General features: G+C 65.7%; 14 protein-coding genes. 9 read left to right on the top strand and 5 right to left on the bottom strand.

The features are described 5' to 3' along the window. Nucleotides 1-385: 385 nt before the first annotated feature. From ACZ9H4_RS27690 to treY, 7 genes are all read left to right on the top strand, one after another. Nucleotides 386-3,838, top strand: a complete 3,453-nt coding sequence (locus tag ACZ9H4_RS27690; protein ID WP_476121874.1) for a maltotransferase domain-containing protein — start codon at nucleotides 386-388, stop codon at nucleotides 3,836-3,838. Then, nucleotides 3,835-7,302: a maltose alpha-D-glucosyltransferase gene (treS, locus tag ACZ9H4_RS27685; protein ID WP_408146816.1), complete on the top strand. Its 3,468-nt coding sequence runs from the start codon at nucleotides 3,835-3,837 to the stop codon at nucleotides 7,300-7,302. Before ACZ9H4_RS27690 ends, treS begins: the two co-directional genes overlap by 4 nt. Then, entirely contained in the window at nucleotides 7,295-9,505 is a 2,211-nt protein-coding gene (gene glgB / locus ACZ9H4_RS27680; protein WP_408327581.1) for a 1,4-alpha-glucan branching protein GlgB, read from the top strand. The genes treS and glgB overlap by 8 nt, the downstream gene beginning before the upstream one ends. 118 nt (nucleotides 9,506-9,623) lie before the next feature. Next, the gene (gene glgX / locus ACZ9H4_RS27675) at nucleotides 9,624-11,843 is read left to right on the top strand and encodes a glycogen debranching protein GlgX (protein ID WP_408146811.1); all 2,220 of its coding nucleotides are present in this window, start codon (nucleotides 9,624-9,626) and stop codon (nucleotides 11,841-11,843) included. A gap of 168 nt (nucleotides 11,844-12,011) precedes the next feature. Continuing rightward, nucleotides 12,012-13,964: a malto-oligosyltrehalose trehalohydrolase gene (gene treZ, locus ACZ9H4_RS27670; protein WP_476121871.1), complete on the top strand. Its 1,953-nt coding sequence runs from the start codon at nucleotides 12,012-12,014 to the stop codon at nucleotides 13,962-13,964. Beyond that, nucleotides 13,961-16,186 carry a 4-alpha-glucanotransferase gene (gene malQ / locus ACZ9H4_RS27665; RefSeq protein ID WP_408327575.1) on the top strand — a complete coding sequence of 742 codons (2,226 nt, stop codon included), beginning with the start codon at nucleotides 13,961-13,963 and terminating at the stop codon, nucleotides 16,184-16,186. Before treZ ends, malQ begins: the two co-directional genes overlap by 4 nt. Beyond that, nucleotides 16,183-19,047: a malto-oligosyltrehalose synthase gene (gene treY / locus ACZ9H4_RS27660; RefSeq protein ID WP_476121869.1), complete on the top strand. Its 2,865-nt coding sequence runs from the start codon at nucleotides 16,183-16,185 to the stop codon at nucleotides 19,045-19,047. Before malQ ends, treY begins: the two co-directional genes overlap by 4 nt. A 137-nt stretch (nucleotides 19,048-19,184) precedes the next feature. Here treY and ACZ9H4_RS27655 read toward each other — a convergent pair whose 3' ends face one another. Further along, nucleotides 19,185-20,528 carry a hemolysin family protein gene (locus tag ACZ9H4_RS27655; RefSeq protein WP_408150375.1) on the bottom strand — a complete coding sequence of 448 codons (1,344 nt, stop codon included), beginning with the start codon at nucleotides 20,526-20,528 and terminating at the stop codon, nucleotides 19,185-19,187. Nucleotides 20,529-20,618: 90 nt separating this feature from the next. Further along, on the bottom strand, nucleotides 20,619-21,428 hold the full coding sequence (locus tag ACZ9H4_RS27650) for a sensor histidine kinase (protein ID WP_408150377.1): 810 nt from the start codon (nucleotides 21,426-21,428) through the stop codon (nucleotides 20,619-20,621). Between the two features lie 187 nt (nucleotides 21,429-21,615). Between ACZ9H4_RS27650 and ACZ9H4_RS27645 the strand changes: the two genes are divergently transcribed. Both ACZ9H4_RS27645 and ACZ9H4_RS27640 read left to right on the top strand, forming a co-directional pair. Beyond that, nucleotides 21,616-21,957 (top strand): FKBP-type peptidyl-prolyl cis-trans isomerase, encoded by a 342-nt coding sequence (locus tag ACZ9H4_RS27645; protein ID WP_027803023.1) that lies wholly within the window; start codon nucleotides 21,616-21,618, stop codon nucleotides 21,955-21,957. Nucleotides 21,958-22,004: 47 nt separating this feature from the next. After that, nucleotides 22,005-22,784 carry a helix-turn-helix domain-containing protein gene (locus ACZ9H4_RS27640; RefSeq protein ID WP_476121864.1) on the top strand — a complete coding sequence of 260 codons (780 nt, stop codon included), beginning with the start codon at nucleotides 22,005-22,007 and terminating at the stop codon, nucleotides 22,782-22,784. 73 nt (nucleotides 22,785-22,857) lie between these two features. On the opposite strand, the gene ACZ9H4_RS27635 is transcribed toward ACZ9H4_RS27640, so the two are convergent. The 3 genes from ACZ9H4_RS27635 to ACZ9H4_RS27625 all read right to left on the bottom strand — a co-directional run bounded on the left by ACZ9H4_RS27635 (nucleotide 22,858) and on the right by ACZ9H4_RS27625 (nucleotide 26,572). Beyond that, a complete protein-coding gene (locus ACZ9H4_RS27635; protein WP_408150381.1) occupies nucleotides 22,858-24,048 on the bottom strand; it encodes an O-succinylhomoserine sulfhydrylase in 1,191 nt (396 codons plus the stop codon). Between the two features lie 302 nt (nucleotides 24,049-24,350). Then, on the bottom strand, nucleotides 24,351-25,901 hold the full coding sequence (gene purF, locus ACZ9H4_RS27630) for an amidophosphoribosyltransferase (RefSeq protein ID WP_408150382.1): 1,551 nt from the start codon (nucleotides 25,899-25,901) through the stop codon (nucleotides 24,351-24,353). Nucleotides 25,902-26,077: 176 nt separating this feature from the next. After that, nucleotides 26,078-26,572 carry a CvpA family protein gene (locus ACZ9H4_RS27625; protein ID WP_121320202.1) on the bottom strand — a complete coding sequence of 165 codons (495 nt, stop codon included), beginning with the start codon at nucleotides 26,570-26,572 and terminating at the stop codon, nucleotides 26,078-26,080. Nucleotides 26,573-26,577 lie beyond the last annotated feature (5 nt).

Below are 26,577 nucleotides of genomic sequence, written 5' to 3'. Positions count from 1 at the left end.
GCGCGGCCTGTCCTGCGCGCTGTGTAAAACCCGCCCGGCGCCCGACCGTTTTACACGCGAAGCGCGCGCCGCCACGCTTTCGCCGTGTCCTGTTCCCCGGCGCGCCTTCCTTCCAGGCGCGCGAATACCCCCCCCGATCCCAGCCTGCGCCGACTGGCACATCGTTTGCTCGGTCCTCCGAATAGTTCGGACCCGCCTCATGCGACCGGCCTCTGGCGTCAAAGCACCTTCGACTGGCAAGCGGCGTGACGATCTTTGCACTACATTGACCAGTACGCGCCCTCGCTTTTGCACCGCGCGGCATCCGGCTCTGGAAGCCCAATGAGCGCTGTGATCGCATGCCACTTGCATCCACACCGCAGCAGGACGAATCTGGAAACGACCGATGGAATCTCCAAACGGGTACGCGCCGCGGATTTACTTTTTTCATTCACTCCTGGTTGGGCCGCTCGATGCATGGCCCACGCAGTTCGCTCACGCAGCCGCGCTGGGCTTCGATCACGCGGTGATCGGCAGTCTCTTCGAGCCCGGACAGGCCGGCCACGGACAGGTGGTCGGCAACCACGCCCGGCTGCACCCGGTATTCGAGGCCGCGCAGCCGGCCACCGACGCGATCCGCACGCTCGCGGACGCCGCGCGCCAGAACGGCCTGACGCTGCTGGTCGATCTGGTGATCGACCGGATGGCCGCCGATGGCGCGCTGTACGCCGAACATGCAGGCTGGTTTCATGCATTCGAGTCAGACGAGGCGCGGCTCGATCCGCGCCACGTGCATCGCGAGGACAACGTCGCGTATGCGAACTTCGGCGACGCGGGCAGCCGCGCCGCGCTGGTCGACTGGTGGACGCAACAGTTGCTGGCGCTCGCCGACGCCGGTGTCGGCGGCTTCCGGTTCGATTCGCCGCATCGCGTGCCGGCGGCCGTCTGGCGGCAACTCGGCGACGCGCTGCGCCAGAAGCATCCCGACGTGCGTTTCCTCGCCGCGACGCCCGGTCTCGCGCGCGGCGATCTGCTCGGCCTCGCCGACGCGGGCTTCGACAGCGTGTTCTCGTCGGTGCGCTGGTGGGATTTCCGCTCGAGCTGGATGGTCGAGGAGCACGCGGCGCTCGCGCGCGCCGGCGCGCCGATTGCCTTCCCCGAGGCGCCGTACGGCACGCGGCTCGCCGCCGAGTTGAGCGACGTCCACGATGCCGCAATCGTCGAACGGGCTTACCGGCGTGCACTCTTCACGTCGGCCGCACTCGGCACCGGCTGGATGATGCCGATGGGCTTCGAATACGGCATCACGGAGCCGATGTCGCAAACGCGCGGCGACGCTTCGCAATTCGCGCTCGCCGTGCAGGCGAAGAAATTCGATCTCACCGAACGGGTCACGCGCGCGAACGAACTCGCTCGCACGACGAAGACGCTGCACGCCAACGGTGAATTGCGCCCGCTAAGCGGGCCAGGCGCGCCCGCCGCCCTGGTGTTGCGCGCCGACCAGCCGGATCTGCGCGACGCCGCCGAAGCGATCCTGATCGCCATCAATCCCGAACTCGGCGCGCCGCTGCGCGTCGATCCGGCGCGCTTCCTCGCGGGCGTGCCGGGCAACTTCACGCGCTTCGTGCCGCTGGATACGGCGGGGCACACCGAGCCCGCCGGCTTGACGCCGTTCACGCTCGCGCCCGGCGCCGTGCGCCTGTTCCGCGCGGTGAGCGAAAAGCCGATCCGCCTCGCGCCGCCCATCGACAAGGCGAACAGCAAGCGCAGCGGACGCAAGACCGTGCTCGAAGCGCTCGACGCGCCGCGCGTGGCGATCGAGAGCGTCACGCCCTCGGTCGACCACGGCCGCTTTCCCGCCAAGCGCACGGTGGGCGAGCGCGCCGAAATCAGCGCCGCGATTTTCGCCGAAGGTCACGACAAGATCGCCGCCGCCGTGATCTGGCGCGCCGCCGACGAAACCGCCTGGCACGAAGTGCTGATGGCCCCGGCGCAGCCCGCGGGCCTCGACATCTGGAAAGCGCGCATTCCGCTCGAACGGCTGGGCCGTCACGAATTCACGGTGGTCGCGTGGCGCGACGACTTCGCGTCACTCGTCGAGCACATCCAGAAGAAGCTGAAGGCGGGCCAGACCGTCGAGCTCGAACTCGACGAAGCCACGCACCTGTTCGCGCTGGTGCTCGCCGAAGTGGAGACGACCGAAGGCGCGGTCAAGGAACCGCTCGAACACATCGTCAAGCTCTTCACCAAGGCCGACGTCGACACGAAGCTCGCGCTGATTCTCGCGCCGACCACCGCGAAGGCGATGACCGCCGCGCGCCACCGGCCGTTCCTGAGCCGCGATCCGGTGATCTACAAGATCGACGCGGACCGCACCGCCGCGAGCTTCGCGAGCTGGTACGAGATCTTCCCGCGCTCGATGAGCGACGACGAATCGCGCCACGGCACCTTCGCGGACGTGACGACGAAACTGCCGCGCATCCGCGAGATGGGTTTCGACGTGCTGTATTTCCCGCCGATCCACCCGATCGGCCTCGCGAATCGCAAGGGCCGCAACAACACGCTGACCGCGCAGCCGGGCGACGTCGGCAGTCCGTATGCGATCGGCGCGGCCGAAGGCGGCCACACCGCCGTGCATCCGCAACTGGGCACGCTCGACGACTTCAAGGCGATGCTCGCCGCCGCGCACGCGCACGGCCTCGAAATCGCGCTCGACTTCGCGATCCAGTGCTCGCCCGATCACCCCTGGCTCAAGGAGCATCCGACGTGGTTCGCGTGGCGCCCGGACGGCACCTTGCGTTACGCGGAGAATCCGCCGAAGAAGTACCAGGACATCGTCAATCCCGACTTCTACGCGCACGACGCCAAGCCCGACCTGTGGCTCGCGCTGCGCGACGTGATCCTGTTCTGGATCGAAGCGGGCGTGAAGATTTTCCGCGTCGACAATCCGCACACCAAGCCGCTGCCGTTCTGGGAATGGATGATCGGCGACGTGCGCGCGCGCTATCCCGAGACGATCTTCCTCGCCGAAGCGTTCACGCGGCCGCGCATGATGAACCGGCTCGGCAAGATCGGCTTCTCGCAGTCGTACACGTACTTCACGTGGCGAGAATCGAAGCGCGATTTCATCGAGTACATGAACGAACTCACGAAAACCGATGCGCGCGATTTCTACCGGCCGAACTTCTTCGTCAATACGCCGGACATCAACCCGCGGCATCTGCAGTCGCAAGGACGTTCGGGCTTTCTGATTCGCGCGGCGCTCGCGTCGACGCTGGCGGGCCTGTGGGGCGTGTATAGCGGCTTCGAGTTGTGCGAAGCCGCCGCGTTGCCGAACAGCGAGGAGTATCTCGACTCCGAGAAATACCAGCTGCGCGCATGGGACTGGAACCGGCCCGGCAACATCACCGGCGAGATCACCGCGTTGAACCGGATTCGCCGTGCCAACCCGGCGCTGCAAACGCATCTCGGCCTGACATTCCTCACCGCGCACAACGACCACATCCTGCTGTTCGAGAAAGCGACCGAGGCACGCGACAACGTGATCGTCGTCGCGATCAACCTCGATGCGTTCAACGAACAGGGCGCGGACATCGAACTGTCGTGGGACACGTTCCAGCGCTGGCATCTGCACGATCATGGCGCGCTGGAAGTCACCGACCAGATGACCGGTGCGCGCTTCGAATGGCATGGCCGCTGGCAGCACGTGCAACTCGGCTCGGGCCAGCCGTTTTCGATCTGGCGCATCGCGCCGCTCGGCGGCCTGCCCGCCGAGCGGCCTGATGACGCCGACAGCGACCCCGACAGCGCCCATCACGCAGACGCTGGCAACCCAACCCCAACGGAAGGTGCGACATGAAGCGTGACGACTCAGCCCAATCCACGGTGCAGGCGCCAGTCGGCACGGCCCCGGCCCACACGGCCAGGCCGCGTTCGCAGCGGCGCGGCAAACCCGCGGCCCTGAGCGACGATCCGCTCTGGTATAAGGACGCGATCATCTACCAGGTGCACATCAAGTCGTTTTTCGATGCGAACAACGACGGCGTGGGCGACTTCCCCGGTTTGATCGCGAAGCTCGACTACATCGCCGAACTCGGCGTGAACGCAATCTGGCTGCTGCCGTTCTATCCATCGCCACGGCGTGACGATGGCTACGACATCGCCGATTACCGCAACGTGCATCCCGACTACGGCCAGCTTTCGGACGTGAGGCGCTTCATCCAGGAAGCGCACGCGCGCGGCATCCGCGTGATTACCGAACTGGTGATCAACCACACGTCGGATCAGCACCCGTGGTTTCAGCGCGCGCGCCGCGCGAAGCCGGGTTCGAATCACCGCAACTACTACGTGTGGTCCGACACCGATCAGAAATACCAGGAAACGCGCATCATCTTCATCGACTCGGAGCCGTCGAACTGGACCCATGATCCGGTCGCGGGCGCCTATTACTGGCACCGCTTCTATTCGCACCAGCCCGATCTGAACTTCGACAATCCGGCGGTGCTCAAGGAGGTGCTGCAGGTGATGCGGTTCTGGCTCGACATGGGCATCGACGGGCTGCGACTCGACGCGGTGCCGTATCTGGTCGAGCGCGAAGGCACCAACAACGAGAACCTGCCGGAAACGCACGCGGTGCTGAAGAAGATTCGCGCGACCATCGATGCCGAGTATCCGAACCGGATGCTGCTCGCCGAGGCGAACCAGTGGCCGGAAGACGTGAAGGAGTATTTCGGCGACGAAGACGAATGCCACATGGCCTTCCACTTCCCGCTGATGCCGCGCATCTACATGTCGATTGCGAGCGAGGACCGCTTCCCGATCACCGACATCATGCGGCAAACGCCGGACTTGGCCGCGTCGAACCAGTGGGCGATCTTCCTGCGCAATCACGACGAACTGACGCTGGAGATGGTCACCGACTCCGAGCGCGACTATTTGTGGAACACCTATGCGAGCGACCGCCGCGCGCGGCTAAATCTCGGCATTCGCCGCCGTCTCGCGCCGTTGATGGAGCGCGACCGCCGCCGCATCGAACTGATCAATTCGCTGCTGCTGTCGATGCCCGGCACGCCCGTGATCTACTACGGCGACGAACTCGGCATGGGCGACAACATCCACCTCGGCGACCGCGACGGCGTGCGCACGCCGATGCAGTGGTCGTCGGACCGCAACGGCGGTTTTTCGCGCGCCGATCCGGAGCAACTGGTGCTGCCGCCGGTGATGGGTTCGCTGTACGGCTTCGACGCGGTGAACGTCGAAGCGCAAAGCCGCGATCCGCATTCGCTGCTGAACTGGACGCGCCGCATGCTCGCCACGCGGCGCGCGAAGCAGACCTTCGGGCGCGGCACGATCCGTTTCCTGAAGCCGGAAAACCGCAAGATTCTCGCGTATCTGCGCGAGATACCGGGCGAGCCGCCGATCCTCTGCGTGGCGAATCTGTCGCGCGCGCCGCAGGCGGTCGAACTCGATCTGTCCGAGTTCAACGGCGCGGTGCCGATCGAAATGACCGCGGACTCCGTGTTCCCCGCGATCGGCCAGCTGACCTATCTGCTGACCTTCCCGCCGTACGGCTTCCTGTGGTTCATGCTGTGTGCGGGCGGCCAGCGTCCGACGTGGGCGCAGGCGCATTCGGAGCCGCTGCCGGAATTCGTCACGATCGTGATCCGCGAGGGTCAGGCCGGCCCGACGCCGGAGAACGTGCGCCTGCTCGAATCGGAAGTGCTGCCTTCATGGCTGTCCCGGCGCCGCTGGTTCGCGTCGAAGGATCAGAAGATGCACGCGGTGCGGCTCGCCGCGTTGACCACGATCCCGAACGGCGGCTTCGCGTTCACCGAAATCGAAGTGGACGTGGGCGACCACACCGAACGCTACGTGGTGCCGATCGCGATCACGTGGGGCGGCGAAACCACCACGCCGCTTTTCATGCAGCTCGCGTTGGCGCGCGTGCGGCGCGGCCGCAACGTCGGCCATCTGACGGACGCGTTCGCGCTGCCGATCTTTGCGCACAACGTGATGCGCAAACTGCGTGAACGCGCAGTGGTGCCGACCGTGCAGAAGAGCGAGATCAAGTTCCTGCCCACAGAACGTTTCGCCGAACTGGACAGCGTCGGCGAGCGGCCGGAGATTCGCTGGCTCGCGGCCGAGCAGAGCAACAGCTCGCTGATCATCGCCGATGCCGCCGTGCTCAAGCTGGTGCGCCGGCTCGTCAGCGGGATTCATCCGGAAGCGGAAATCAGCCGCTATCTGACCCAGCTCGGCTATGCGAACACCGCGCCGCTGTATGGCGAAGTGGTGCGCGTGGATCCCGAGGGCGTGCCGCATACGCTCGCGATCCTGCAAGGCTTCATCGACAATCAGGGCGATGCGTGGAACTGGTCGCTCGACTATCTGCGCCGCTCGGTGGACGAGCTTGCGATCGTCGTCGATACGGAAGCGGAGACGGCGCCGGACCGCGCCAACGAAGTGATCCTGGTGGAAGGCTATAGCGAGCTGGCCGGCATCATCGGCAGGCGGCTCGGCGAACTGCACGTCGCACTCGCGTCGCCGACCGACGATCCGGCGTTCGCGCCGGAACCGGCCGACGCCGCGCAAGTGAAGGCGTGGGTCGACGGCACGCAGACGATGCTCGCCGCCGCGCTCGATCTGCTCGCGCCGCGCATCGAACAGATGAGCGATCCGGACACCAAAGCGTTGGCGCAGAGCCTGATCGACCGCCGCGCCGCGCTCGTCGAAGCAGTGGACAAACTGGTCTCCGCCGACGCCGGCGCCTTGCGCATCCGCATTCACGGTGACTTCCACCTGGGCCAGGTGCTGGTCGCGCAGGGCGACGCGTATCTGATCGACTTCGAAGGCGAGCCCGCGCGTTCGCTCGAGGAGCGTCGGCAGAAGTCGAGTCCGCTGCGCGACGTCGCCGGTTTGATGCGCTCGCTGTCGTATGCGAGCGCGGCGGCGCAGTCCACCACGGAAGCCGCGCCGCAGCAGACCGCGGATCGCAAGCGTGCGCTGTTCGACCGCTTCCGCGCGCATGCGACCGATGCCTTCCTCGTCCAGTACCGCGCGGCGGTCGCGGATGCCCCCACCCCGCTGGTGGCGCCCGAAGCCGAACAGGCGCTGCTCGATCTGTTCCTGATCGAGAAAGCCGCTTACGAAATCCGCTACGAGGCGGCCAACCGCCCGACGTGGCTCAACTTGCCCGTACGCGGTCTCGCCGCGCTCACGAGCCGTCTGCTCGGCGACACCGGCACCCCCGTTCATCACGATCCATCCACCCAGGCGCCAGGCGCCGCCACACCGCCTACTCCGGCCGAGGGCGATTATGAGTGAGCATGATCCGGCCGCTGGCCTCCAACCGCTCGACATCGACGCGCTCGTCGAAGCGCGCCACCCCGATCCGTTCTCGCAGCTCGGGCTGCATTCGACGGACGCGGGTCCGGTGGTGCGTGCGCTGTTGCCGAATGCCGCGCACGTTACCGTGATTGCGCGCGCCGACGGCGCGATCCTCGGCGAGCTCGAACAGTTGCGACCCGGGCTGTTCGCCGGCCGCGTCACGTCGGCGGCGCCGTATCGCTTGCGGATCGACTGGCACGGCGTGGTGCAGGAAGTCGAGGACACCTACTCGTTCGGCCCGGTGCTCGGCGACGAACCGCTGGGCCGCCTCGCCCACGGCGACCCGTACGCGGTGCTCGAATGTCTCGGCGCGCGGCCGATGGAAGTGGACGGCGTGCCCGGCGTGCGCTTCGCCGTGTGGGCGCCGAATGCGCGGCGCGTGTCGGTGGTGGGCGACTTCAACGCGTGGGACGGACGCCGTCATCCGATGCGCTTGCGTCATCAGGCCGGCGTGTGGGAGTTGTTCGTGCCGCGCGTCGGCGCGGGCACGCGCTACAAATACGAGTTGCTGTCGCGCGACGGCCATCCGCTGCCGCTGAAGGCCGATCCGTGCGCGATGCAAACGGAAAAGCCCCCGGGCACGGCGTCGGTGGTCGCGCATGTCGACGAGGTCGAGCAGTTTCCGTGGACCGATCACGCGTGGATTCAGTCGCGCGCCGGGAAGCAGACCGCGCGCGCGCCGCTCTCGATCTACGAGGTGCACGCGGAATCGTGGCTGCGTGTCGCCGAAGAAGGTCAGCGCGGCCTCGATTGGGACGAACTCGCGGAGCGGCTGATTCCCTACGTGAAGAGCATGGGCTTCACGCATGTGGAATTCATGCCGATCGCGGAACATCCGTTCGGCGGCTCGTGGGGCTATCAGCCGCTCGGACAGTTCGCGCCGTCCGCGCGCTTCGGCAAGCCCGAGCAGTTCGCGCGCTTCGTCGACCGCGCGCACGAAGCCGGACTCGGCGTGATTCTCGACTGGGTGCCCGCGCACTTTCCGAACGACGCGCATGGCCTGATCGACTTCGACGGCACGCCGCTCTACGAGCACGCCGACCCGCGCGAAGGCTATCACCAGGACTGGAACACGATGATCTACAACCTCGGCCGCAACGAGGTGAGCGCGTTCCTGGTCGCGTCGGGGCTGGCGTGGTTAAAGCGCTATCACGTCGACGGCTTGCGCGTGGATGCGGTGGCGTCGATGCTGTATCGCGATTACTCGCGCGCGGCCGGCGAGTGGGTGCCGAACATTTACGGCGGCCGCGAAAACCTCGAATCGATCGCGTTTCTGAAGCGCCTGAATCACGAAGTCGGCTACGTGCCGGGCGTGCCCGGCGCGATCACGATCGCAGAGGAATCGACCGCGTGGCCGGGCGTGACGGCGCGCGTCGAAGACGGCGGCCTCGGCTTCCAGTTCAAGTGGAACATGGGCTGGATGCACGACACGCTGCACTACATGCAAGAAGACCCGGTCTATCGCCAATACCATCACCACAACATGACGTTCGGGATGGTGTACGCGTACTCGGAGCGCTTCGTGCTGCCGCTGTCGCACGACGAAGTGGTGCACGGCAAAGGGTCGCTGCTCGGCAAGATGCCCGGCGACAGGTGGCAGAAGTTCGCCAACCTGCGCGCGTACTTCGGCTTCATGTGGACGCATCCGGGCAAGAAGCTGCTGTTCATGGGCGGCGAATTCGGCCAGCTGGCGGAGTTCGATCACGACACGTCGCCGCATTGGCATCTGCTCGACGATCCGCATCATCACGGCGTGCAGCTGCTGGTACGCGATCTGAACCACCTGTACCGCAACGAGTCCGCGCTGCATCTGCTGGACAGCGAACCGGGCGGCTTCGGCTGGCTGATCGGCGACGACAGCGGCAACAGCGTGTTCGCCTACCGGCGCACCGACGGCGCGGGCCAGGAACTCGTGGTGGTCTGCAACATGACGCCGGTGCCGCGCGTCGGCTATCGCCTCGGCATGCCGCGCGAGGGACGCTGGGCGGAAGTGCTAAACACGGATGCCGGCGTGTACGGCGGCTCGAACATGGGCAACGGCGGGCTGATTCATACCGACGCCATCGCCAGCCACGGCTGGCCGCATTCCGCTTCGCTCGTCTTGCCGCCGCTCGCGACGATCGTGTTGCGCGCGGAGTGAACGACCTGCCGTAAGCGGGCGCGCGGCGTGTGCGGGTGTTGCACCCGCTTTGCGCCGCTCGCCCGTTGCATGAAGACCCAGGCTGGCGTTCATAAATCAGAACAGAGAAAGGGGAATCATGTCGCATGCAATGCCCGACCGGCTTCTGCCCGGCTCGCCGTATCCGCTCGGTGCGAGTTGGGATGGCCTCGGCGTCAACTTTGCAGTGTTCTCGGCGAATGCACAAAAAATCGAGCTCTGCCTGTTCGACCCCACCGGCCGCAAGGAAATCCGTCGCTTCACCCTGCCCGAATGCACCGACGAGGTCTGGCACGGCTACCTGCCAAATGCGCATCCGGGCACCGCTTACGGCTTTCGCGCGCATGGGCCGTATCAGCCGCACCAGGGACATCGCTTCAACCCGCACAAGCTGCTGCTCGATCCGTATGCGCGCAAACTGGTCGGCCAGTTTCGCTGGTCGGATGCGCTGTTCGGTTATCGCGTGCACTCGAATCGCGCCGACCTTTCCATCGACCGGCGCGATTCGGCGCCGGCCATGCCGAAATGCGTCGTGATCGACGAGGCGTTCGACTGGTCGCACGACAAACGCCCAAACGTGCCGTGGGGCGAAACCATCATCTACGAAACGCACGTGCGCGGCGCGTCGATGCTGCGCGCCGATTTGCGTCAGCACGAACGCGGCACGTTCGCGGCGCTGGCGTCGCCGGAGTTCATCGAGCATCTGCTGAAGCTCGGCGTGACCGCGGTCGAGTTGCTGCCGGTCCACGCGTTTCTCAACGATCGCTTCCTCGTGGAGCGCGGCCTGCGCAACTACTGGGGCTACAACAGCGCCGCGTTCTTCGCGCCGGAGCCGTCGTATCTGAGCACGCACCGGCTCGACGAAATGCGCATTGCCGTGCGCCAGTTGCACGCGGCCGGCATCGAGGTGATTCTCGACGTGGTCTACAACCACACCTGCGAAGGCAACGAGATGGGCCCGACCGTGTCGTGGCGCGGCCTCGACAATGCCAGCTATTACCGCCTGATTCCAGGCGACGAGCGCCACCATATCAACGACACCGGTTGCGGCAATACGATGAACCTGCCGCATCCGCGCGTGCTGCAGATGGTGATGGACTCGCTGCGGTACTGGTCGACGGCATTCAATATCGACGGCTTCCGCTTCGATCTCGGCGTAACGCTCGGGCGTGAGCAGCACGGCTTCGATCCCGGCTCGGGTTTTTTCGACGCGTTGCGCCAGGACCCGATCCTGTCGCAACGCAAGCTGATTTCCGAGCCGTGGGACATCGGCCCCGGCGGCTATCAGCTCGGCAACCATCCGCCGGGCTTCGGCGAATGGAACGATCGTTTTCGCGACACCGTGCGCCGTTTCTGGCGCGGCGACGCCGGCTTGCGCCCCGATCTCGCCGCGCGTCTGACCGGGTCGGCCGATCTCTTTAACCGGCGCTTCAGGAAACCGTGGGCGTCGGTCAACTTCGTCACGTCGCACGACGGCTTCACGCTAGCGGACGTCACCGCCTACGAGCAGAAGCACAACGAAGCGAATCGCGAAGACAACAACGACGGCCACAACGAGAATTGCAGCCGCAACTGGGGCGCGGAGGGCCCGACCGACGACCCCGCGATTCTCGACATGCGCAAACGCGTGGCCCGCTCGCTGATCGCCACGGTGCTGATGGCGCTCGGCACGCCGATGGTGCTGGCCGGCGACGAATCGCTGCGCACGCAGAACGGCAACAACAATGCGTACTGCCAGGATAACGAAATATCATGGCTCGACTGGGAGCGCGCGGCGTCGGCGGACGGCCGCCAGATGAGCGATTTCGTCGCGCGCGTGATCGCGCTGCGCAAACATCATCCGCTGCTACGCGAAACGCGTTTTCTGTTCGGCGACCGCGAAGTGTTGCCGGGCCTGTTCGATGTCGGCTGGTTCGACGAGCACGGCGATCCGCTCACCATCGAAGCGTGGCAGGACCCCGAAGGCCGCGCATTCACATTGCGTCGCGCCGGACCAGGTTTGAACGGCGAAACCGAAGTATTGTTGATGATGCTCAACGCAAATGAGGAAACACTGCGGTTTCAGCCACCCGCTCCACATCTGGAATGGCACGTGCTGTTAGACACTGCTGAACCGGATAGCGCGCCACATCGGCTGGCGGTGGCCGAGGTCGAGGTGGCCGCGCACGGGCTCGTGATGCTGGCCGCGCAACCGGTCGGCGAAGCGGATTGGCAGGCGGGCTGGAAAGCCGGCGCGCAGCATGGGCCGCGGCTCCTGACGGCATTGCCGCCCGATCCGGGCGCGCATCCGCCCAGCAGCGATACGTCGCCGAGCACTTGACGCCGGGCACTTGAGTAACGACGCGATGGCAGCCGCATCGCGGCACGAACAGCAGGCAGGACGGCACGCTCTGTCACGCGTGCGGTTTTGCGAACGCGCTCCGCGCGCACGACGCCAGGCGCCAGGCGCGTAGCGCGGTTCGACAGCACATTCGAATGGTGAAGAATCATGTCCGAAAGTCCGATTGATCCTCACGCGCATCATCACGCGCATTGCCTGCCGTTCAGCGCGCAGTTGCTCGGCGCGACGGGTTCGAAGCCGTGCACGCGGTTTCGTTTCTGGGCGCCGTCGTGCAAGAGCGTGCAGGTCGCGATCGAAAACGGTCCGGCGCAAGGCGCGCACGAGATGACGGCCGCCGGCAACGGCTGGTTCGAAGCCACCGTGGAGGGCGGTGCAGGCACGCTGTACCGTTTCCGGCTCGACGGCGAGCAGGCGGTGCCTGATCCAGCGTCGCGCTTTCAGCCGCAGGACGTGCACGGTCCGAGCGAAGTCATCGATCCGCGCGCATACCGCTGGGAACACACGAACTGGCATGGGCGGCCATGGGAAGAAACCGTGCTGTACGAGCTGCACGTGGGCGCGATGGGCGGCTATGCGGGCGTGCAGAAGCGCTTGCCGGCGCTCGTCGCGCTCGGCGTCACGGCAATCGAGCTGATGCCGTTGAACGATTTCCCCGGCAAGCACAACTGGGGTTATGACGGCGTGCTGCCCTATGCGCCCGATTCCGCGTACGGCCGCCCCGAAGAACTGAAAGCGCTGATCGACACCGCGCACGGTCTGGGCCTGATGGTTTTTCTCGACGTGGTCTATAACCACTTCGGCCCGGACGGCAATTATCTGCACGCGTATGCACGCTCGTTTTTCCGCGAGGGCACGCATACGCCGTGGGGTCCGGCGATCGATTTCAGCCGCAGTGAAGTGAGTGACTTCTTCACGGACAACGCTGTCTACTGGATCAACGAATACCGGATCGACGGTCTGCGCTTCGACGCGGTGCACGCGATCGACAATCACGCATGGCTGCGCGAGCTGTCCGAGCATATTCGCACGAAGGTGCAGCATGGCCGGCATGTGCATCTGGTGCTGGAAAACGAGCACAACAGCGCGAGTCTGCTGGAAACGCATTTCGACGCGCAATGGAACGACGACGCGCACAACACGCTGCACGTGCTGCTGACCGGCGAAACGGAAGGCTACTACCACGCCTACGAAGATCAGCCGATCCGCCGTCTTGCGCGCGTGCTGTCGGAGGGCTTCGCGTATCAGGGTGACCCGTCGCCGATTCACGACGGCAAATTGCGCGGCGAAGCGAGCGGGCATTTGCCGCCCACGTCGTTCGTGATGTTTCTGCAGAACCACGATCAGATCGGCAACCGCGCGTTCGGCGAGCGGCTTCGCAAGCTGACCTCGGACGACGCGTTGCGCGCCGCCACCGGCCTGTTGCTGCTGTCGCCGCAAATCCCGCTGCTCTTCATGGACGAGGAATATGGCTCGACGCAGCCGTTCCTGTTCTTCACCGACTACACCGGTGAACTCGCCGACGCCGTGCGCGAAGGACGCCGCCGCGAATTCGCGCGCTTCTCGTCGTTCAGCGATGAAAAGCGGCGCGCGCAGATTCCCGACCCGAACGATGTGAAGACGTTCGCCGCATCTTCGCCGCCTGCGCTTGCCGAAGCGCCTGCGCAAGGCGATACCGATGCCGATGCCGATGCCGATGCCGATGCCGATGCGAAAGACCGTCTCGACTGGATGCATTTCTATAAATCCGCGCTCGCCGTACGCGCCAAGCTGATCACGCCGCGCCTGAAACACAGCAAGGCGCTCGGCGCGAGCGTGCTGGGCACGGCGAACGGCGCCGATGCGAACGCGCTGGTCGCCCGCTGGAAACTGGGCGACGGCGAGACCTTGTCGATCGCGCTGAATCTGTCGAAGGAAAACGTCGCGTTCGAGCACGTCCCCGCCGGCAAGGTCATTTTCGAAACGCCGCCGCGCGTGCGCGAGCAGATCGACGCCGGCGTGCTGCCGGCGCACGCGTTCGTTGCATGGCTGAGCGGCGACGTCAGCGACTACGCCATCGGCCACGATGCCCGCGTCGCGGGTCAACAGGAGCGCCACGCGTGACTACCCGACGCCCCGGCGACACGATCGCCACCCTCGCCACTCGCGCCGGTTTCGAGGTCGAATGGCAGGACGCGCACCAGAAGACACAGCATGTACCCGAGAAGACCCTCGCGGTGCTGCTCGAACAGATGGGTCTGCCGTGCGGCAACGCGACGCAAATCCGCCACAGCACCGCTGCTTTGGAGGCCGAATCGTCGGGCCGCAAAATGCCGCCGCTGATGACCGCCGAGGTCGGGCGCGGCATCGCGCTGCACATCGCGGCGGTCAAATCGGGCAGCCACTACCGGATCGAACTCGAAAGCGGCTCGATCATCGACGGCCGTTTTACCGCGCCCAAAGGCGAAGAGGCCCTGCTCGCGCCGATCGACGAACCCGGCTATCACACGCTCGTGATCAACGAGCAACGCGTGACGCTGGCCATCGCACCCTCGCGCTGCTACACCGTCGACGACGCGTGGCGCACGCTGCATCCCGACGGTGCCACACCGACGCCGCCGTTGTGGGGTATCGCCGCGCAACTGTATGGCTTGCGGCGCAGCGGTGACGGCGGCATCGGCGACTATTCGGCGCTCGCGCGTGTCGCCGTCGACAGCGCGCAGCGTGGCGCGCATGCGCTCGCCGTCAGTCCGACGCACGCGATGTTCAGCGCTGAGCCGAATCGCTTCAGCCCCTATTCGCCGTCGTCGCGCTTGTGGCTGAACGTCACGCATATCGACCCCGCCGCGGTGTTCGGCACGGACGCCATGCGCGCGGCGCTCGACGCCGCGCAGGCCGGCGACGCCTGGTCGGCGCTCGAAGGTCTGCCGCTGATCGACTGGCCGGGCGCGGTCACGCTGAAGCTGAAGCTGCTGCGCGCGCTCTACGAACAATTCAGCACGCACGACCGCACACAGGACACGCCACGCGCGCTCGAATTCCACGGCTTCTGCGAGCGCGCCGGACGCGCACTCGAAGACCACGCGCGTTTCGAAGCGCTGCAAGCGGCGCAACTCGCGCAAGGCGGCAACGGCCATTGGCGCAACTGGCCCGAAGCGTTGCGCGATCCGCGCAGCCCGGAAGTGGAAGCGTTCGCCGACGCCAACCGTCACGAGGTCGATTTCCATCTGTTCCTGCAATGGCTCGCCGCGAAGGGTTTATCGCACGCGCAGCACGCGGCGCACGAAGCGGGTATGGCCGTCGGCCTCATCGCCGATCTCGCGGTGGGCTGCGACAGCGCCGGCAGTCACGCATGGTCGTATCGCGACGACATGCTGCAAGGCGTGTCGGTCGGCGCGCCGCCGGACCTGTTCAACCAGGCCGGCCAGGCTTGGGGCCTCACCACCTTCTCGCCGCGTGCGATGCGCACCCAGGGCTTCGCCGCGTTCATCGACATGCTGCGCGCCACGTTCGCGCACGCGGGGGGCATCCGCATCGATCACATTCTCGGCTTGCGGCGCCTGTGGCTCGTGCCCGAAGGCGAGAGCGCGCGCAACGGCGCCTACCTGCGCTATCCCCTCGAAGACCTGCTGCGCCTGATCGCGCTCGAATCGTGGCGGCATCGCGCCATCGTGATCGGCGAGGATCTCGGCACCGTGCCGCCCGGTTTTCGCGAGCGTCTCGACGATCACGGCATCGCCGGGATTCGCGTGCTGTGGTTCGAGGGCGCGCACGATGGCAACGGTTTCAAGCCGCCGCAGGAGTGGGATCGCAACGCGGTCGGCACCACCACCACGCACGATCTGCCGACCGTGGCCGGCTGGTGGCGCGGCAGTGACATCACCTGGCGCAACCGGATCGGGCAGACGATGGCGCGCGCCGACGGCCGCGACGCCGAGCAGGCCGCCCAGGAGGAGCGCGCGGCCGACCGCGCCGCGTTGTGGCGCGCGTTCCAGCAAGCCGGCGTGGCCGCGCCGCAGGTGGGCCCGCCGCCGCCCGACAGCGCGCCGGTCGATGAAGCGCTGGCGTTCGTCGCGGCGACGCCCGGGCCGCTCGTCACGTTTCCGCTCGAAGACTTGCTCGCGCTGGTCGATCAGCCGAATCTGCCCGGCTCGATCGACGAGCATCCGAACTGGCGCCGCCGCATGAGCCTGCCGATCGAGGAGATGTTCGCCGACGGCACCCTCGACGATCGCCTGCTGGCGGTGGATCGCGCGCGCCGCGCCGCCTCCGGCGTTCGTGCTCCTGGCGCGCCCCGTCCTTCCACCGCTGCCTCTGGCACTCCCCCGGAACCTGATACGCCATGACCGCCCCGCGCTCCACGCTGCGCCTCCAGTTCCATCGAGGCTTCACGTTCGACGACGCCGCGCAACACGTCGACTACTTCGCCGCGCTCGGCATCAGCCATTTGTACGCGTCGCCGATCACAACCGCCGAGCCGGGCTCGACGCACGGCTACGACACCGTCGACTACACCCAGGTCAGCGCCGAATGCGGCGGCGAGGCGGGCTTGAAGCGCCTCGTCGACAAGCTGCGCGCGCACAACATGGGGCTGATCGTCGACATGGTGCCGAACCACATGGGCGTCGGCGGATCGAGCAACGCCTGGTGGCTCGATATCCTCGAATGGGGCCGCCATAGCGCCTATGCGCGGCATTTCGACGTCGACTGGCATTCGCCCGATCCCGCGCTGCGCGGCAAGGTGCTGCTGCCCACGCTCGGCGCGGCCTACGGCGACGAACTCGCGGCGGGTCGGATCGCGCTGCGTTTCGCGGCCGCCAGCGGGCGCTTTTATATCGGCTACGGTCCGCATGTGTTTCCCGTGTGCCCGATCGATTACGCGTCGATCCTGCAAAGCGCCGACCGGGCCGATCTCAGCGCGCTCGCCGAACGCTTCCACGGACTGACGACGCAACCCACCGATCAGCCGCGCGCCGCCGAAGGGCGTGACGCACTGCGCGAGTTCGTCACGCAAAACGGCGAATCGGCCATCGAGTTCCTGTTGCAGGCGTATGCGCCCGAAGACCCGGTCACGCGCGACCGTTTGCATCGGCTGATCGAGCGGCAGCATTTCCGGCTTGCATGGTGGCGCACCGCCTCCGATGAAGTGAACTGGCGGCGCTTCTTCGATATCTCGACGCTGGCCGGTGTGCGGGTGGAACGGCCCGAAGTGTTCGACGCCGTGCATGCGCTGGTTTTCCGGCTGTATCAGGAACGCTTCGTGGACGGTTTGCGGATCGATCATATCGACGGTCTCGCCGAGCCGCGCGAATACTGCCAGCGGTTGCGGCAGCGGCTCACCGAACTGCGCGACACCGCGCCCTATGTGGTGGTCGAAAAGATTCTCGGCCGCGGCGAGCCGCTGCGCGACGACTGGCCCGTCGACGGTACGACCGGCTACGACTTCATGAACGACGTGGGCGCGCTGCTGCACGATCCGGCCGGCGCCGAACCGCTCGCGCGGACATGGGCCGAACTCACCGGCCGCAGCCCCCGTTTCGCCGACGAAGCGCTCGCCGCGCGCCGCAAGATTCTCGCGGAGAACCTCTCCGCGGAACTGGACCGCGCGGCGCGGGCGTTGCATCGCATCGCCCGCGATTCACTGACGACGCGCGACTTCACCTTCACCACGTTGCGCCGCGTGCTGACCGAACTGGTCGTGCATTTCCCGGTGTATCGGATCTATCCGCAGAGCGGCTTGCGCAGCGCCGCCGACAACCACGATTTCGAGCAGGCGTTGGCCGGCGCGCGAGCAGCGCTGTCGCGCGCGGACCATGTCGCGCTGGAGCGCGTAAACGCGTGGCTCGGCGGCAGTGCCGACGACACGCCGCCCACGCGGGCCGGCATAGCGCCGCAGCAGGCACAGAACGGTGTGCCGCCGAGTCATGCGAATTCCTCGCGGCGCACCGCGCAGACGTTGTTTTCGCAGTTGACCGCGCCGGTCGCCGCGAAGGCGATCGAAGATACCGCGTGCTATCGCTACGGCCGATTGCTGTCGCGCAACGAAGTGGGCTCGGACCCGGGCGAATTCGCGTTATCGGTCGAGCAGTTTCATGCGGCGAATCTCGAGCGTTCGCAACGCTTCCCGCACGCGCTGCTCGCCACGGCCACGCACGATCACAAGCGTGGCGAAGATGTCCGCGCGCGGCTCGCGGTGTTGAGCGAAATCGCCGACGATTGGGGCGCGACGCTGCGTGCATGGTCCACGTTGAATGCGCCGCAACGGCGCTCGCTCGACGGCAAGCCGATCAGCACCGTTGGCCCGGGTCAGGGCGCAAGCGCCGCGTGGGCACCCGGCCCCGCCGCCGAAGCGATGCTGTATCAAACGCTGGTGGGCTGCTGGCCGCCGGAACTGCAAGTGGACGACGAAGCGGCCGTGCGGGAACTGGCCGAGCGCGTCGCGCAATGGCAGTTGAAGGCGCTGCGTGAAGCGAAGCTGCAAACCAACTGGCTCGCACCCGACGAAGCGTACGAAGCCGGCTGCCGCGATTTTCTGTTCGACATTCTGGCGCCGCAGCGGCGCGATGGGTTCCTGAAGGAACTGTCTGCGTTCGTCGCGCGAATCAGCCGTGCGGGCGCGCTCAACAGCTTGCAGCAGACGGTGTTGCGGCTGGCATCGCCTGGGATTCCCGATCTTTATCAGGGCACCGAGTTATGGGACTTCAGCCTCGTCGACCCAGACAACCGGCGACCCGTCGATTTCGCCAAACGCGAGGCGTGGCTCGTCGAGACGCCGCCATCTGAATTCCTGCCGAACTGGCGCAATGGACGCGTGAAACTCGCGGTCATCCAACGGGTGCTCGCGTTGCGCGCGCATCTGCCGGAGTTGCTGAGTCAGAGCACGTATCTGCCGCTCGCGGTGCGCGGGGCGCATGCGTCGAATGTGATTGCGTTTGCGCGGCGGCATGGCAACGCCTGGGCGGTGGTGGTGGCGAGCCGGCTCGCCGCCGGACTGCTCGGCGACGATGGCGATCTGCCGATGGTCGATCCGGCGCAATGGGCGGATACGGCGGTGGCAATGCCGTCCGATCTGTCAGCGCGAGCGTTGTTCGACTGGCTGAGTCCGGCCGCGCCGAAGGTCGATGAAAACGGCCTGCTGTATCTGCGCGATGCGTTGGCAGCGATGCCGATCTCGGTGCTGGTCGAGGATGGGGTGCCGCGCAGTTGATGCTTGCGTGTTCTGCGAAAAAAAGGCCGTTGGAGTACGCGTGCTTCAACGGCCTTTTTTCGAATCCGGATGACGCCGTGGGCTTCGTCACCTGAAGCAAAGCGGGTGCGTCACCACTGCCGAAGCTGAGCAGCCGCTCAACCGCCCTCGTCGTCGAAGCTCTTTGGATAGACGCGCACGAGCACGATGCGCGGCCCTTTCATCTTCTTCACCACCACGTCGAAGCGGTCGAACTCCACGCGCTGACCTTCGGTAGGCAGATCGTTCAGCGCCTGGATCACGAGACCGCCCACCGACTCGGCCTTGCCCTCGTCGATATCGATCCCCAACGCGCGCTCCAGCGACACCACCGGCAAGCTGCCCTTGCCCATCAGCGTGCCGTCGTCCATGCGGGTCCAATCGGCGTCGCCCTGACGGAATTCGTCGTGAATCTGCCCCACCAGTGCGCCCAGCAGATTGTCGAGCGTCAGGAAGCCGATCGGCTTCGCGTTCTTGTGACCGACCAGCGCCAGATGCGGCGCGCCCTTGCGGAAGCGGCGAAACAGTTCGAGCGCCGGCATATCCGGTTTCACGTATTGCACCGGCCGCATGTAGCGGGAGAGATCGTCGAGCGTGCTGCCTGCCTGACGCGCGAGCAGCAGATCCTTCAAATGGATCATGCCGGCCACGCGCTCGCCTGACGCGTCTTCGAACAGCGGATAGCGGCTGAAGCGATGCCGCGCCACCACCTGCATGTTTTCGCGGATCGGCAGATCACGCCGCAAGCCGACCATTTCATAAGCCGGCCGCATCAGGTCCGACACGGTCATGCGCGAGAAGTCGAGCGAATGCGCGATGGTGTTCCACTCGTCCTGGCTGTAGGCGTCCTCCGGCGACCCGAGTCCGGTCGCGACGTTGGCGCGGCGACCGCGCAGGATCAGCTTGAGTTCGTCGGTGGAGTAGTGGGAATCGTGGCCGTGGTCGGCGTCGAGACCTGCGAGCCGCAGCACCGCGTTGGCGCTCGAGTTGAGCACCCAGATCGCCGGATACATCGCCCAGTAAAAGCCGTACAGCGGCATCGCGGCCCACAGCGACACCTTCTCCGCCTCGCGAATGGCCAGCGACTTCGGCGCGAGTTCGCCGACCACGATATGCAGAAACGAAATGCACGAAAACGCGAAGAACAGCGAAATGCCGTGGACCATCTGCTCCGATTCGACGCCGACGAGATGCAGAAGCGGCGAGATCAATTCCGCGAATGCGGGCTCGCCGATCCAGCCGAGCCCGAGCGACGCGAGCGTAATGCCGAGCTGACAGGCGGAAAGATAGGCATCGAGCCGCCCATGCACTTTGGCGAGCAGGCGTCCGCGCAGGCCGTGCCGGGTCGCGAGACTTTGCACGCGCGTCTGCCGCAGTTTGACCAGACCGAACTCAGCGGCGACGAAAAAGCCGTTGAGGGCAACGAGAAACAACGCACCGATAAGGGCGACGACCTGAATCAAAGCAAGGGGCTCCGGCAACAAAAGTTGTCAGTATAGAGGGCGCAAGCTCGATGAGAAGTTAATCGGATGCAAGAAGCCGGAGCCGCGCGCTCACTTCGGCGCCGTCGCGCTCAGCGGTACACGCAGCGCGAGCGTGGCGGCTTCGCCGTCGCTTACGTCACTTTGCTCGAAACTGCCGCCGTGCGCTTCCGCGACGCGCTTGCAGAGCGCGAATACCCATGCGATCCGCTTCGCCTCACGCGGCTCGCCGGCCTGCTTGCGGGCAAATGCTTCCAGCACGTGGGGCGACGCGGCGTCGTTCAACGCGGCTTCGTTCGCATCGTAGCTGATCGTGGTGTGCCACGCGCCCGGCTCGGCGCGCGTGCTCAGCGTGACAGCGGCGCCTTCCGCGCTCGCTTCGACGGCGAACGTGAGCATCACCCACAATGCGGCGGCAAGACGCTCGCGGTCGCCGTTCAGTTGCTCGGTGGAAAGTTGCGAGTCGAGCGTGATTTCCACGCCGCGCGTACGCGCGAGGTTCGTGCGGACTTCGTCGACGGTTTCGTCGAGCAGCGGATGCAGCGGAAACGGCGCATAGGCGAGCGCCAGCGATCTGGTTTCGGCGCGCGTCGCATCGACGATCGTCTCAAGCAGCTTCACCTGCTGATCCACGCCGCTGCGAATGCCCGCGACGGCGCGCTGCGCGTTGGGGTCATTCGCATCGAGCTTGCGCTCCAGCACGTACGCCCAGCTATGAATGGCATTCAACGGACCACGCAGATCGTGCGACACCAGCGACAGCACGTGATCGCGCATGAACAGCGCGGTTTCGGCGCGCAGACGCGCGGTGCGTTCGGATACGGCGAAGCCTGAAGAAGCCGGCTGTGCACCCCCGGCAGTCCCGGTTGAAGACGTTGTCACGATCGAGCCCTCTCAGGCAGTGCTGGGTGATAGAAAGAAGCCCCATTATAGGCAAGCTGTCCGGCTCGACCAGCCTGGCCGGACGGCCAGGTACGACGCAATCCGCGTGCCACGCGGCATTCCCGCGCGATGCGGCGTCAACACGCCTACAATGTCGGTTTTTACGTTTTTGACTAAGGAGCGACACATGTCGACTGTGACTACCGAATCCGGCCTGAAGTACGAAGACATCGTTGAAGGCACCGGCGCCGAAGCGGTGGCAGGCAAGACCGTCAGCGTGCACTACACCGGCTGGCTGACCGACGGCCAGAAGTTCGACTCGAGCAAGGACCGCAACGACCCGTTCGCTTTCGTGCTGGGCGGCGGCATGGTCATCAAGGGTTGGGACGAAGGCGTGCAAGGCATGAAGGTCGGCGGCACGCGCAAGCTGACCATCCCGCCGCAACTCGGCTACGGCGTGCGCGGCGCGGGCGGCGTGATTCCGCCGAATGCGACGCTCGTGTTCGAAGTCGAACTGCTCGGCGTTTAAGCGGTTCGCTGCTTTTTGCCATTGCGCATCGTCGACCGGTCAGCGCCATGAGTCACGCCGCCGCCACCGTTCCTAGCGTTTCGCTGCGCCGCTACGGCGCGATCGAAGCGTCGGACGTGCACGACTTTCATCAGGTCGTGCTCGGACTCGACGGCGCAATGGTGATGGCGGTCGACGGCGTCGCGCAGCAAATCGACGCCGGCTCCGCATGGCTGATTCCGGCCGGTGCGCGGCACGATTACGCCGGGGTCGGCGAAAACCGGCAGTTGGTGCTGGATTTGCCGGCTAGCTCGCTCGCCGTGCCGGAACGTTTGTTCGACCGCGCACGCGCCGTAAGCATCGACGCGACGCTCACGCAGCTCGTGCACCGGATCGCGGCGCACGCGACCGGCGGCGCGCAAGGCGACGATCTGGACAGCCGGCGTTTCCATTGGGATGCAGCCGCGCGCCTCGGCGCTGCGTTGGTGGCCGACACCGGCACGACGGCCGGCGCGCAGGCAATCGGCGCCGGTCTCGACTTCGCGCGAATCGACCGCTGGCTGCGCGCACATTTGTCGGAGCCATTGCGGATCGCCGATCTCGCCGCGCATTGCGGTTTCGGCATGCGGCGTTTTCACCAGCTTTTTATCGACGCGTTCGGCGAAACGCCGCATCGCTATTTGCAACGGCTGCGGCTCGACACGTCGATCACGCTCCTTGCGGACCCGCGTCTTTCGTTGACCGATATCGCGTTGGACATCGGCTTCAGTGACCAAAGCGCGTACACGCACGCATTTACGCGACGCTTCGGGCTGGCGCCCGGTCAGTGGCGCGCGCTGCGCCACTGAGTTTCATTGCGCGAGCCGCCTGATAGTGCGGCCCGAGCGCCGCTGCAACCGGCGCTCTTGCGTCAGGCGCAACTCAACCCGCCAGACCCCGCTCCAGATCGCCGCGAATATCCGAGGCATTTTCCAGACCCACGGCAAGACGGATCAAACCTTCGCTGATGCCCGCCGCCGCACGCGCTTCCGGCGTCACGCGACCATGCGTGGTGGTGGCCGGATGCGTGATGGTCGTACGCGTATCGCCGAGGTTGCCGGTGATCGAGCAGATCTTCGTGCTGTCGATCACGCGCCAGGCGTTCTCGCGCATCTGCTCGGGCGTATCGCCCTTCAGTTCGAACGACAGGATCGCGCCGCCCGACTTCTGCTGACGCATCGCGAGCGCATGCTGCGGATGCGATTCGAGCCCCGGATAGAAAACGCGATTCACAGCCGGATGCGTCTCCAGCCAGCGCGCGATTTCAAGCGCGTTCGCCGATTGCTTTTCAACCCGCAGCGACAGCGTCTCCATGCCCTTGAGCAGCACCCATGCGTTGAACGCGGAGAGCGTCGGCCCTGCGCTGCGCACGAACGGAAATACCTTTTCCATGATGAATTTCTTCGAGCCGACCAGCGCGCCGCCCAACACCCGGCCCTGACCGTCGAGGAACTTGGTGGCCGAGTGCATCACGACGTCCGCGCCGAGCTTCAGCGGCTGTTGCAAGGCCGGGCTGCAGAAACAGTTGTCGACCACGAACAGCGCGTTCGCTGCTTTCGCGATCTTGCTGATCGCTTCGATATCGGAGACTTCGGTCAGCGGGTTCGACGGCGTTTCGAGGAAGAACATCTTCGTCTCGGGGCGCACGGCGTTTTTCCACGCGTCGAGATCGGTCGGATCGACAAAGGTGGTCGTAATGCCGAACTTGCTGAAGATCTGCGAGAACATGCCGAGCGTCGAACCGAACAGCGCCTGCGAGCTCACCAGGTGGTCACCGGCCTGCAACGCGGACATCACCACGGACATGATCGCGGCCATCCCCGACGCCGTTGCCATACACGCTTCACCGCCTTCGAGCGCGGCGAGGCGGTCCTGGAACATCGACACGGTCGGGTTCGTGAAACGCGAGTAGGTATAGTTGTCTTCGGAGTTCTTGAAGCGCTCGGCGGCGTCCGCGGCACTCGCGAACACGAAGCTCGAGGTCAGGAAGATGGCTTCCGAATGCTCGTTGAAGTCGCTGCGCACCGTGCCCGAGCGGACTGCCAGCGTATCGAAGTTCAGGGAGTCGTCCATGATGTTGGTTCTGGTTCCAATGTTCGATGGCTGCGTTCGACGCGTCTCGCCTGTGAAGCCACGCGCGACGCCAAACGGCAGCAACAAAAAAGCCCGCTTTGCGTCGGCATAAGCGGGCTTCATGTGCGGGGAAAGCTGGAGCGGAGGCGGATGTGTGCGGCTTTTCCACCTGTCGCTTTAGCTGTTTCGGGTTGCCCCGCGTCCGCAAGCTGAGATCAAATCGACGCAAGCCGCCATGCTAACACGCGCGTAGCGTGGCGTGCAGCACGCCGCGCTACGGGAGCCGGTCGAGCAAACCGCGCTCAACCTACCGACAGTTGCAGATGCAGTTGCGAACGCGCCGGAGTGCCGCCGTCGATCGCTTCGCTCGCGGCGTCGCGATCCGATTGCGAGGACGGTGCGAGACGCGCGGTTTCGATGCGGTCGAGATACTCGGTCGTCACGTCGCCGGTCACGTAGTTGCCGTCGAAGCACGACGCTTCGAACTCACGCAGCGCCGGGTTGATGTCGCGCACCGCCTGCTTCAGCGCTTCGACGTCCTGATACACGAGGTGGTCTGCGCCGATCATGCGCGCGACTTCGTCGTCCGTGCGGCCGTGGGCGACGAGTTCGCCGCGCGTCGGCATGTCGATGCCGTAGACGTTCGGGAATTTCACCGGCGGCGCCGCCGACGCGAAGATCACCTTGTTCGCGCCCGCATCGCGCGCCATCTGCACGATTTCGTGCGAGGTGGTGCCGCGCACGATCGAGTCGTCGACGATCAGCACGTTCTTGCCCTTGAACTCGATGCCCATCGCGTTCAGCTTCTGGCGCACCGACTTCTTGCGCACTGCCTGGCCCGGCATGATGAAGGTACGGCCGACATAACGGTTCTTGAAGAAGCCTTCGCGGTACTCGACGCCCAGCTTCTTCGCAACCTGCATCGCGGCCGGACGGGACGAATCGGGAATCGGCATCACGACGTCGATCGCGACGTCCGGCAGTTCGCGCTTGATCTTCTCGGCGAGGTAGTCGCCCATGCGCAGACGCACGTTGTAGACCGGCACGCCGTCGAGCACCGAATCCGGACGCGCGAGATATACGAGTTCGAAAATGCAGGGATTCAGGCTCGGCGCCTTCGCGCATTGCTGCGAGTGCAGCTTGCCGTCGATGTCGATGAAGATCGCCTCGCCCGGCGCCACGTCGCGCACGAACTCGAAGCCGATGCCTTCGATCGCCACCGATTCCGACGCCAGCATCCACTCGACGCCTTCCGGCGTTTCCAGCTTGCCGAGGCACAGCGGACGGATGCCGAACGGGTCGCGGAAGCCCAAAAGGCCGTAACCGGCGATCAGCGAGACGATCGCGTACGAACCCCGCACCCGGCGATGCACGCCCGACACGGCGTTGAACAGCGCGGCCGGATCGAGTTGCAGGCCGGAGCTAGCCAGCTGCAGTTCGTGCGCGAGCACGTTGAGCATGACTTCCGTGTCGGAATTGGTGTTGATATGGCGCCGATCGATGCGGAACATCTCATCTTTCAGTTGCTGCCAGTTGGTCAGGTTGCCGTTGTGCGCGAGGATGATGCCGAACGGCGCGTTCACGTAGAACGGCTGGGCTTCTTCTTCGCTCGACGCCGAACCGGCGGTCGGGTAACGGACCTGACCGATGCCAGTCGTGCCGGGCAGGCTGCGCATGTTGCGCGTGCGGAACACGTCGCGCACCATGCCGTTGGCCTTGTGCATGTGGAAGTTGCTGCCGTTCGCTGTCGCGATGCCGGCGGCGTCCTGACCGCGATGCTGCAGGAGCAGCAGGCTGTCATAGATCAGCTGATTGACCGGAGAGTGGGAAACTACGCCTACGATGCCGCACATGGCATGTCCTTCAAAGGTACGAAATTCGTCGTGGCGACCGGTGCCTGCGTTACCGAGCCCCCAAGGGGACTTCCTTCGGGGCGTACGCGATGTTTTGCGGACAGTACGCGCTGTTACGCTAAGGCAGCCGGTTTGCGCCGGAGTCCTGCTGGTTCCTCTAACCGCTTGCCTGATCGTCAAACACGGACGTAGGCAGCAAGCGTCTCGGGAAGCAGCGGTTTCATTACGTGCACGCCCTCGACCGCATAGGGCCGAAGCAGGGCGTTGCGCCAGAATTCCTGTTCGGGCAGTTCGGTCAAGCCGGCAAGGGCGACCAGAACCAGCACCAGAATGACCCCGCGTACGAGGCCAAACATCAAACCGAGCGAGCGGTCCACCCCGCCCAGGCCCGTGGCCTGCACGATGCGGCTCAGCAGCGCGCTGACCACGCTCGTCACCAGCACCACGCCGATCACCACCAGCGCGAACGCCAGCAGCCACTGGGTCAATGCGCCGCCGGGCCAGTGAGACGGAATATACGGCACGACGTAACCGACAAACTCGCAGGCAATGAAGAATGCCGCGATCCAGCCGATCAGCCCGAATATCTCCGACAAAAAACCCCGCCACGTGCCGCGCAACGCCGACAAACCGATCACCGCCATTACAGCGTAGTCGAAGGCAGTGAACATCGCTC

Source organism: Paraburkholderia sp. TE9906, assembly GCF_056279605.1.
This window is presented reverse-complemented; position numbering and strand designations above follow the sequence as displayed.

Coding starts and splice junctions, on each gene's coding strand:
- ACZ9H4_RS27690 (WP_476121874.1), top strand. CDS start 386: ATGGAATCTCCAAACGGGTACGCGCCGCGGATTTACTTTTTTCATTCA.
- treS (WP_408146816.1), top strand. CDS start 3,835: ATGAAGCGTGACGACTCAGCCCAATCCACGGTGCAGGCGCCAGTCGGC.
- glgB (WP_408327581.1), top strand. CDS start 7,295: ATGAGTGAGCATGATCCGGCCGCTGGCCTCCAACCGCTCGACATCGAC.
- glgX (WP_408146811.1), top strand. CDS start 9,624: ATGTCGCATGCAATGCCCGACCGGCTTCTGCCCGGCTCGCCGTATCCG.
- treZ (WP_476121871.1), top strand. CDS start 12,012: ATGTCCGAAAGTCCGATTGATCCTCACGCGCATCATCACGCGCATTGC.
- treY (WP_476121869.1), top strand. CDS start 16,183: ATGACCGCCCCGCGCTCCACGCTGCGCCTCCAGTTCCATCGAGGCTTC.
- ACZ9H4_RS27645 (WP_027803023.1), top strand. CDS start 21,616: ATGTCGACTGTGACTACCGAATCCGGCCTGAAGTACGAAGACATCGTT.
- ACZ9H4_RS27640 (WP_476121864.1), top strand. CDS start 22,005: ATGAGTCACGCCGCCGCCACCGTTCCTAGCGTTTCGCTGCGCCGCTAC.
- ACZ9H4_RS27635 (WP_408150381.1), bottom strand. CDS start 24,048: ATGGACGACTCCCTGAACTTCGATACGCTGGCAGTCCGCTCGGGCACG.
- purF (WP_408150382.1), bottom strand. CDS start 25,901: ATGTGCGGCATCGTAGGCGTAGTTTCCCACTCTCCGGTCAATCAGCTG.
- ACZ9H4_RS27625 (WP_121320202.1), bottom strand. CDS start 26,572: ATGTTCACTGCCTTCGACTACGCTGTAATGGCGGTGATCGGTTTGTCG.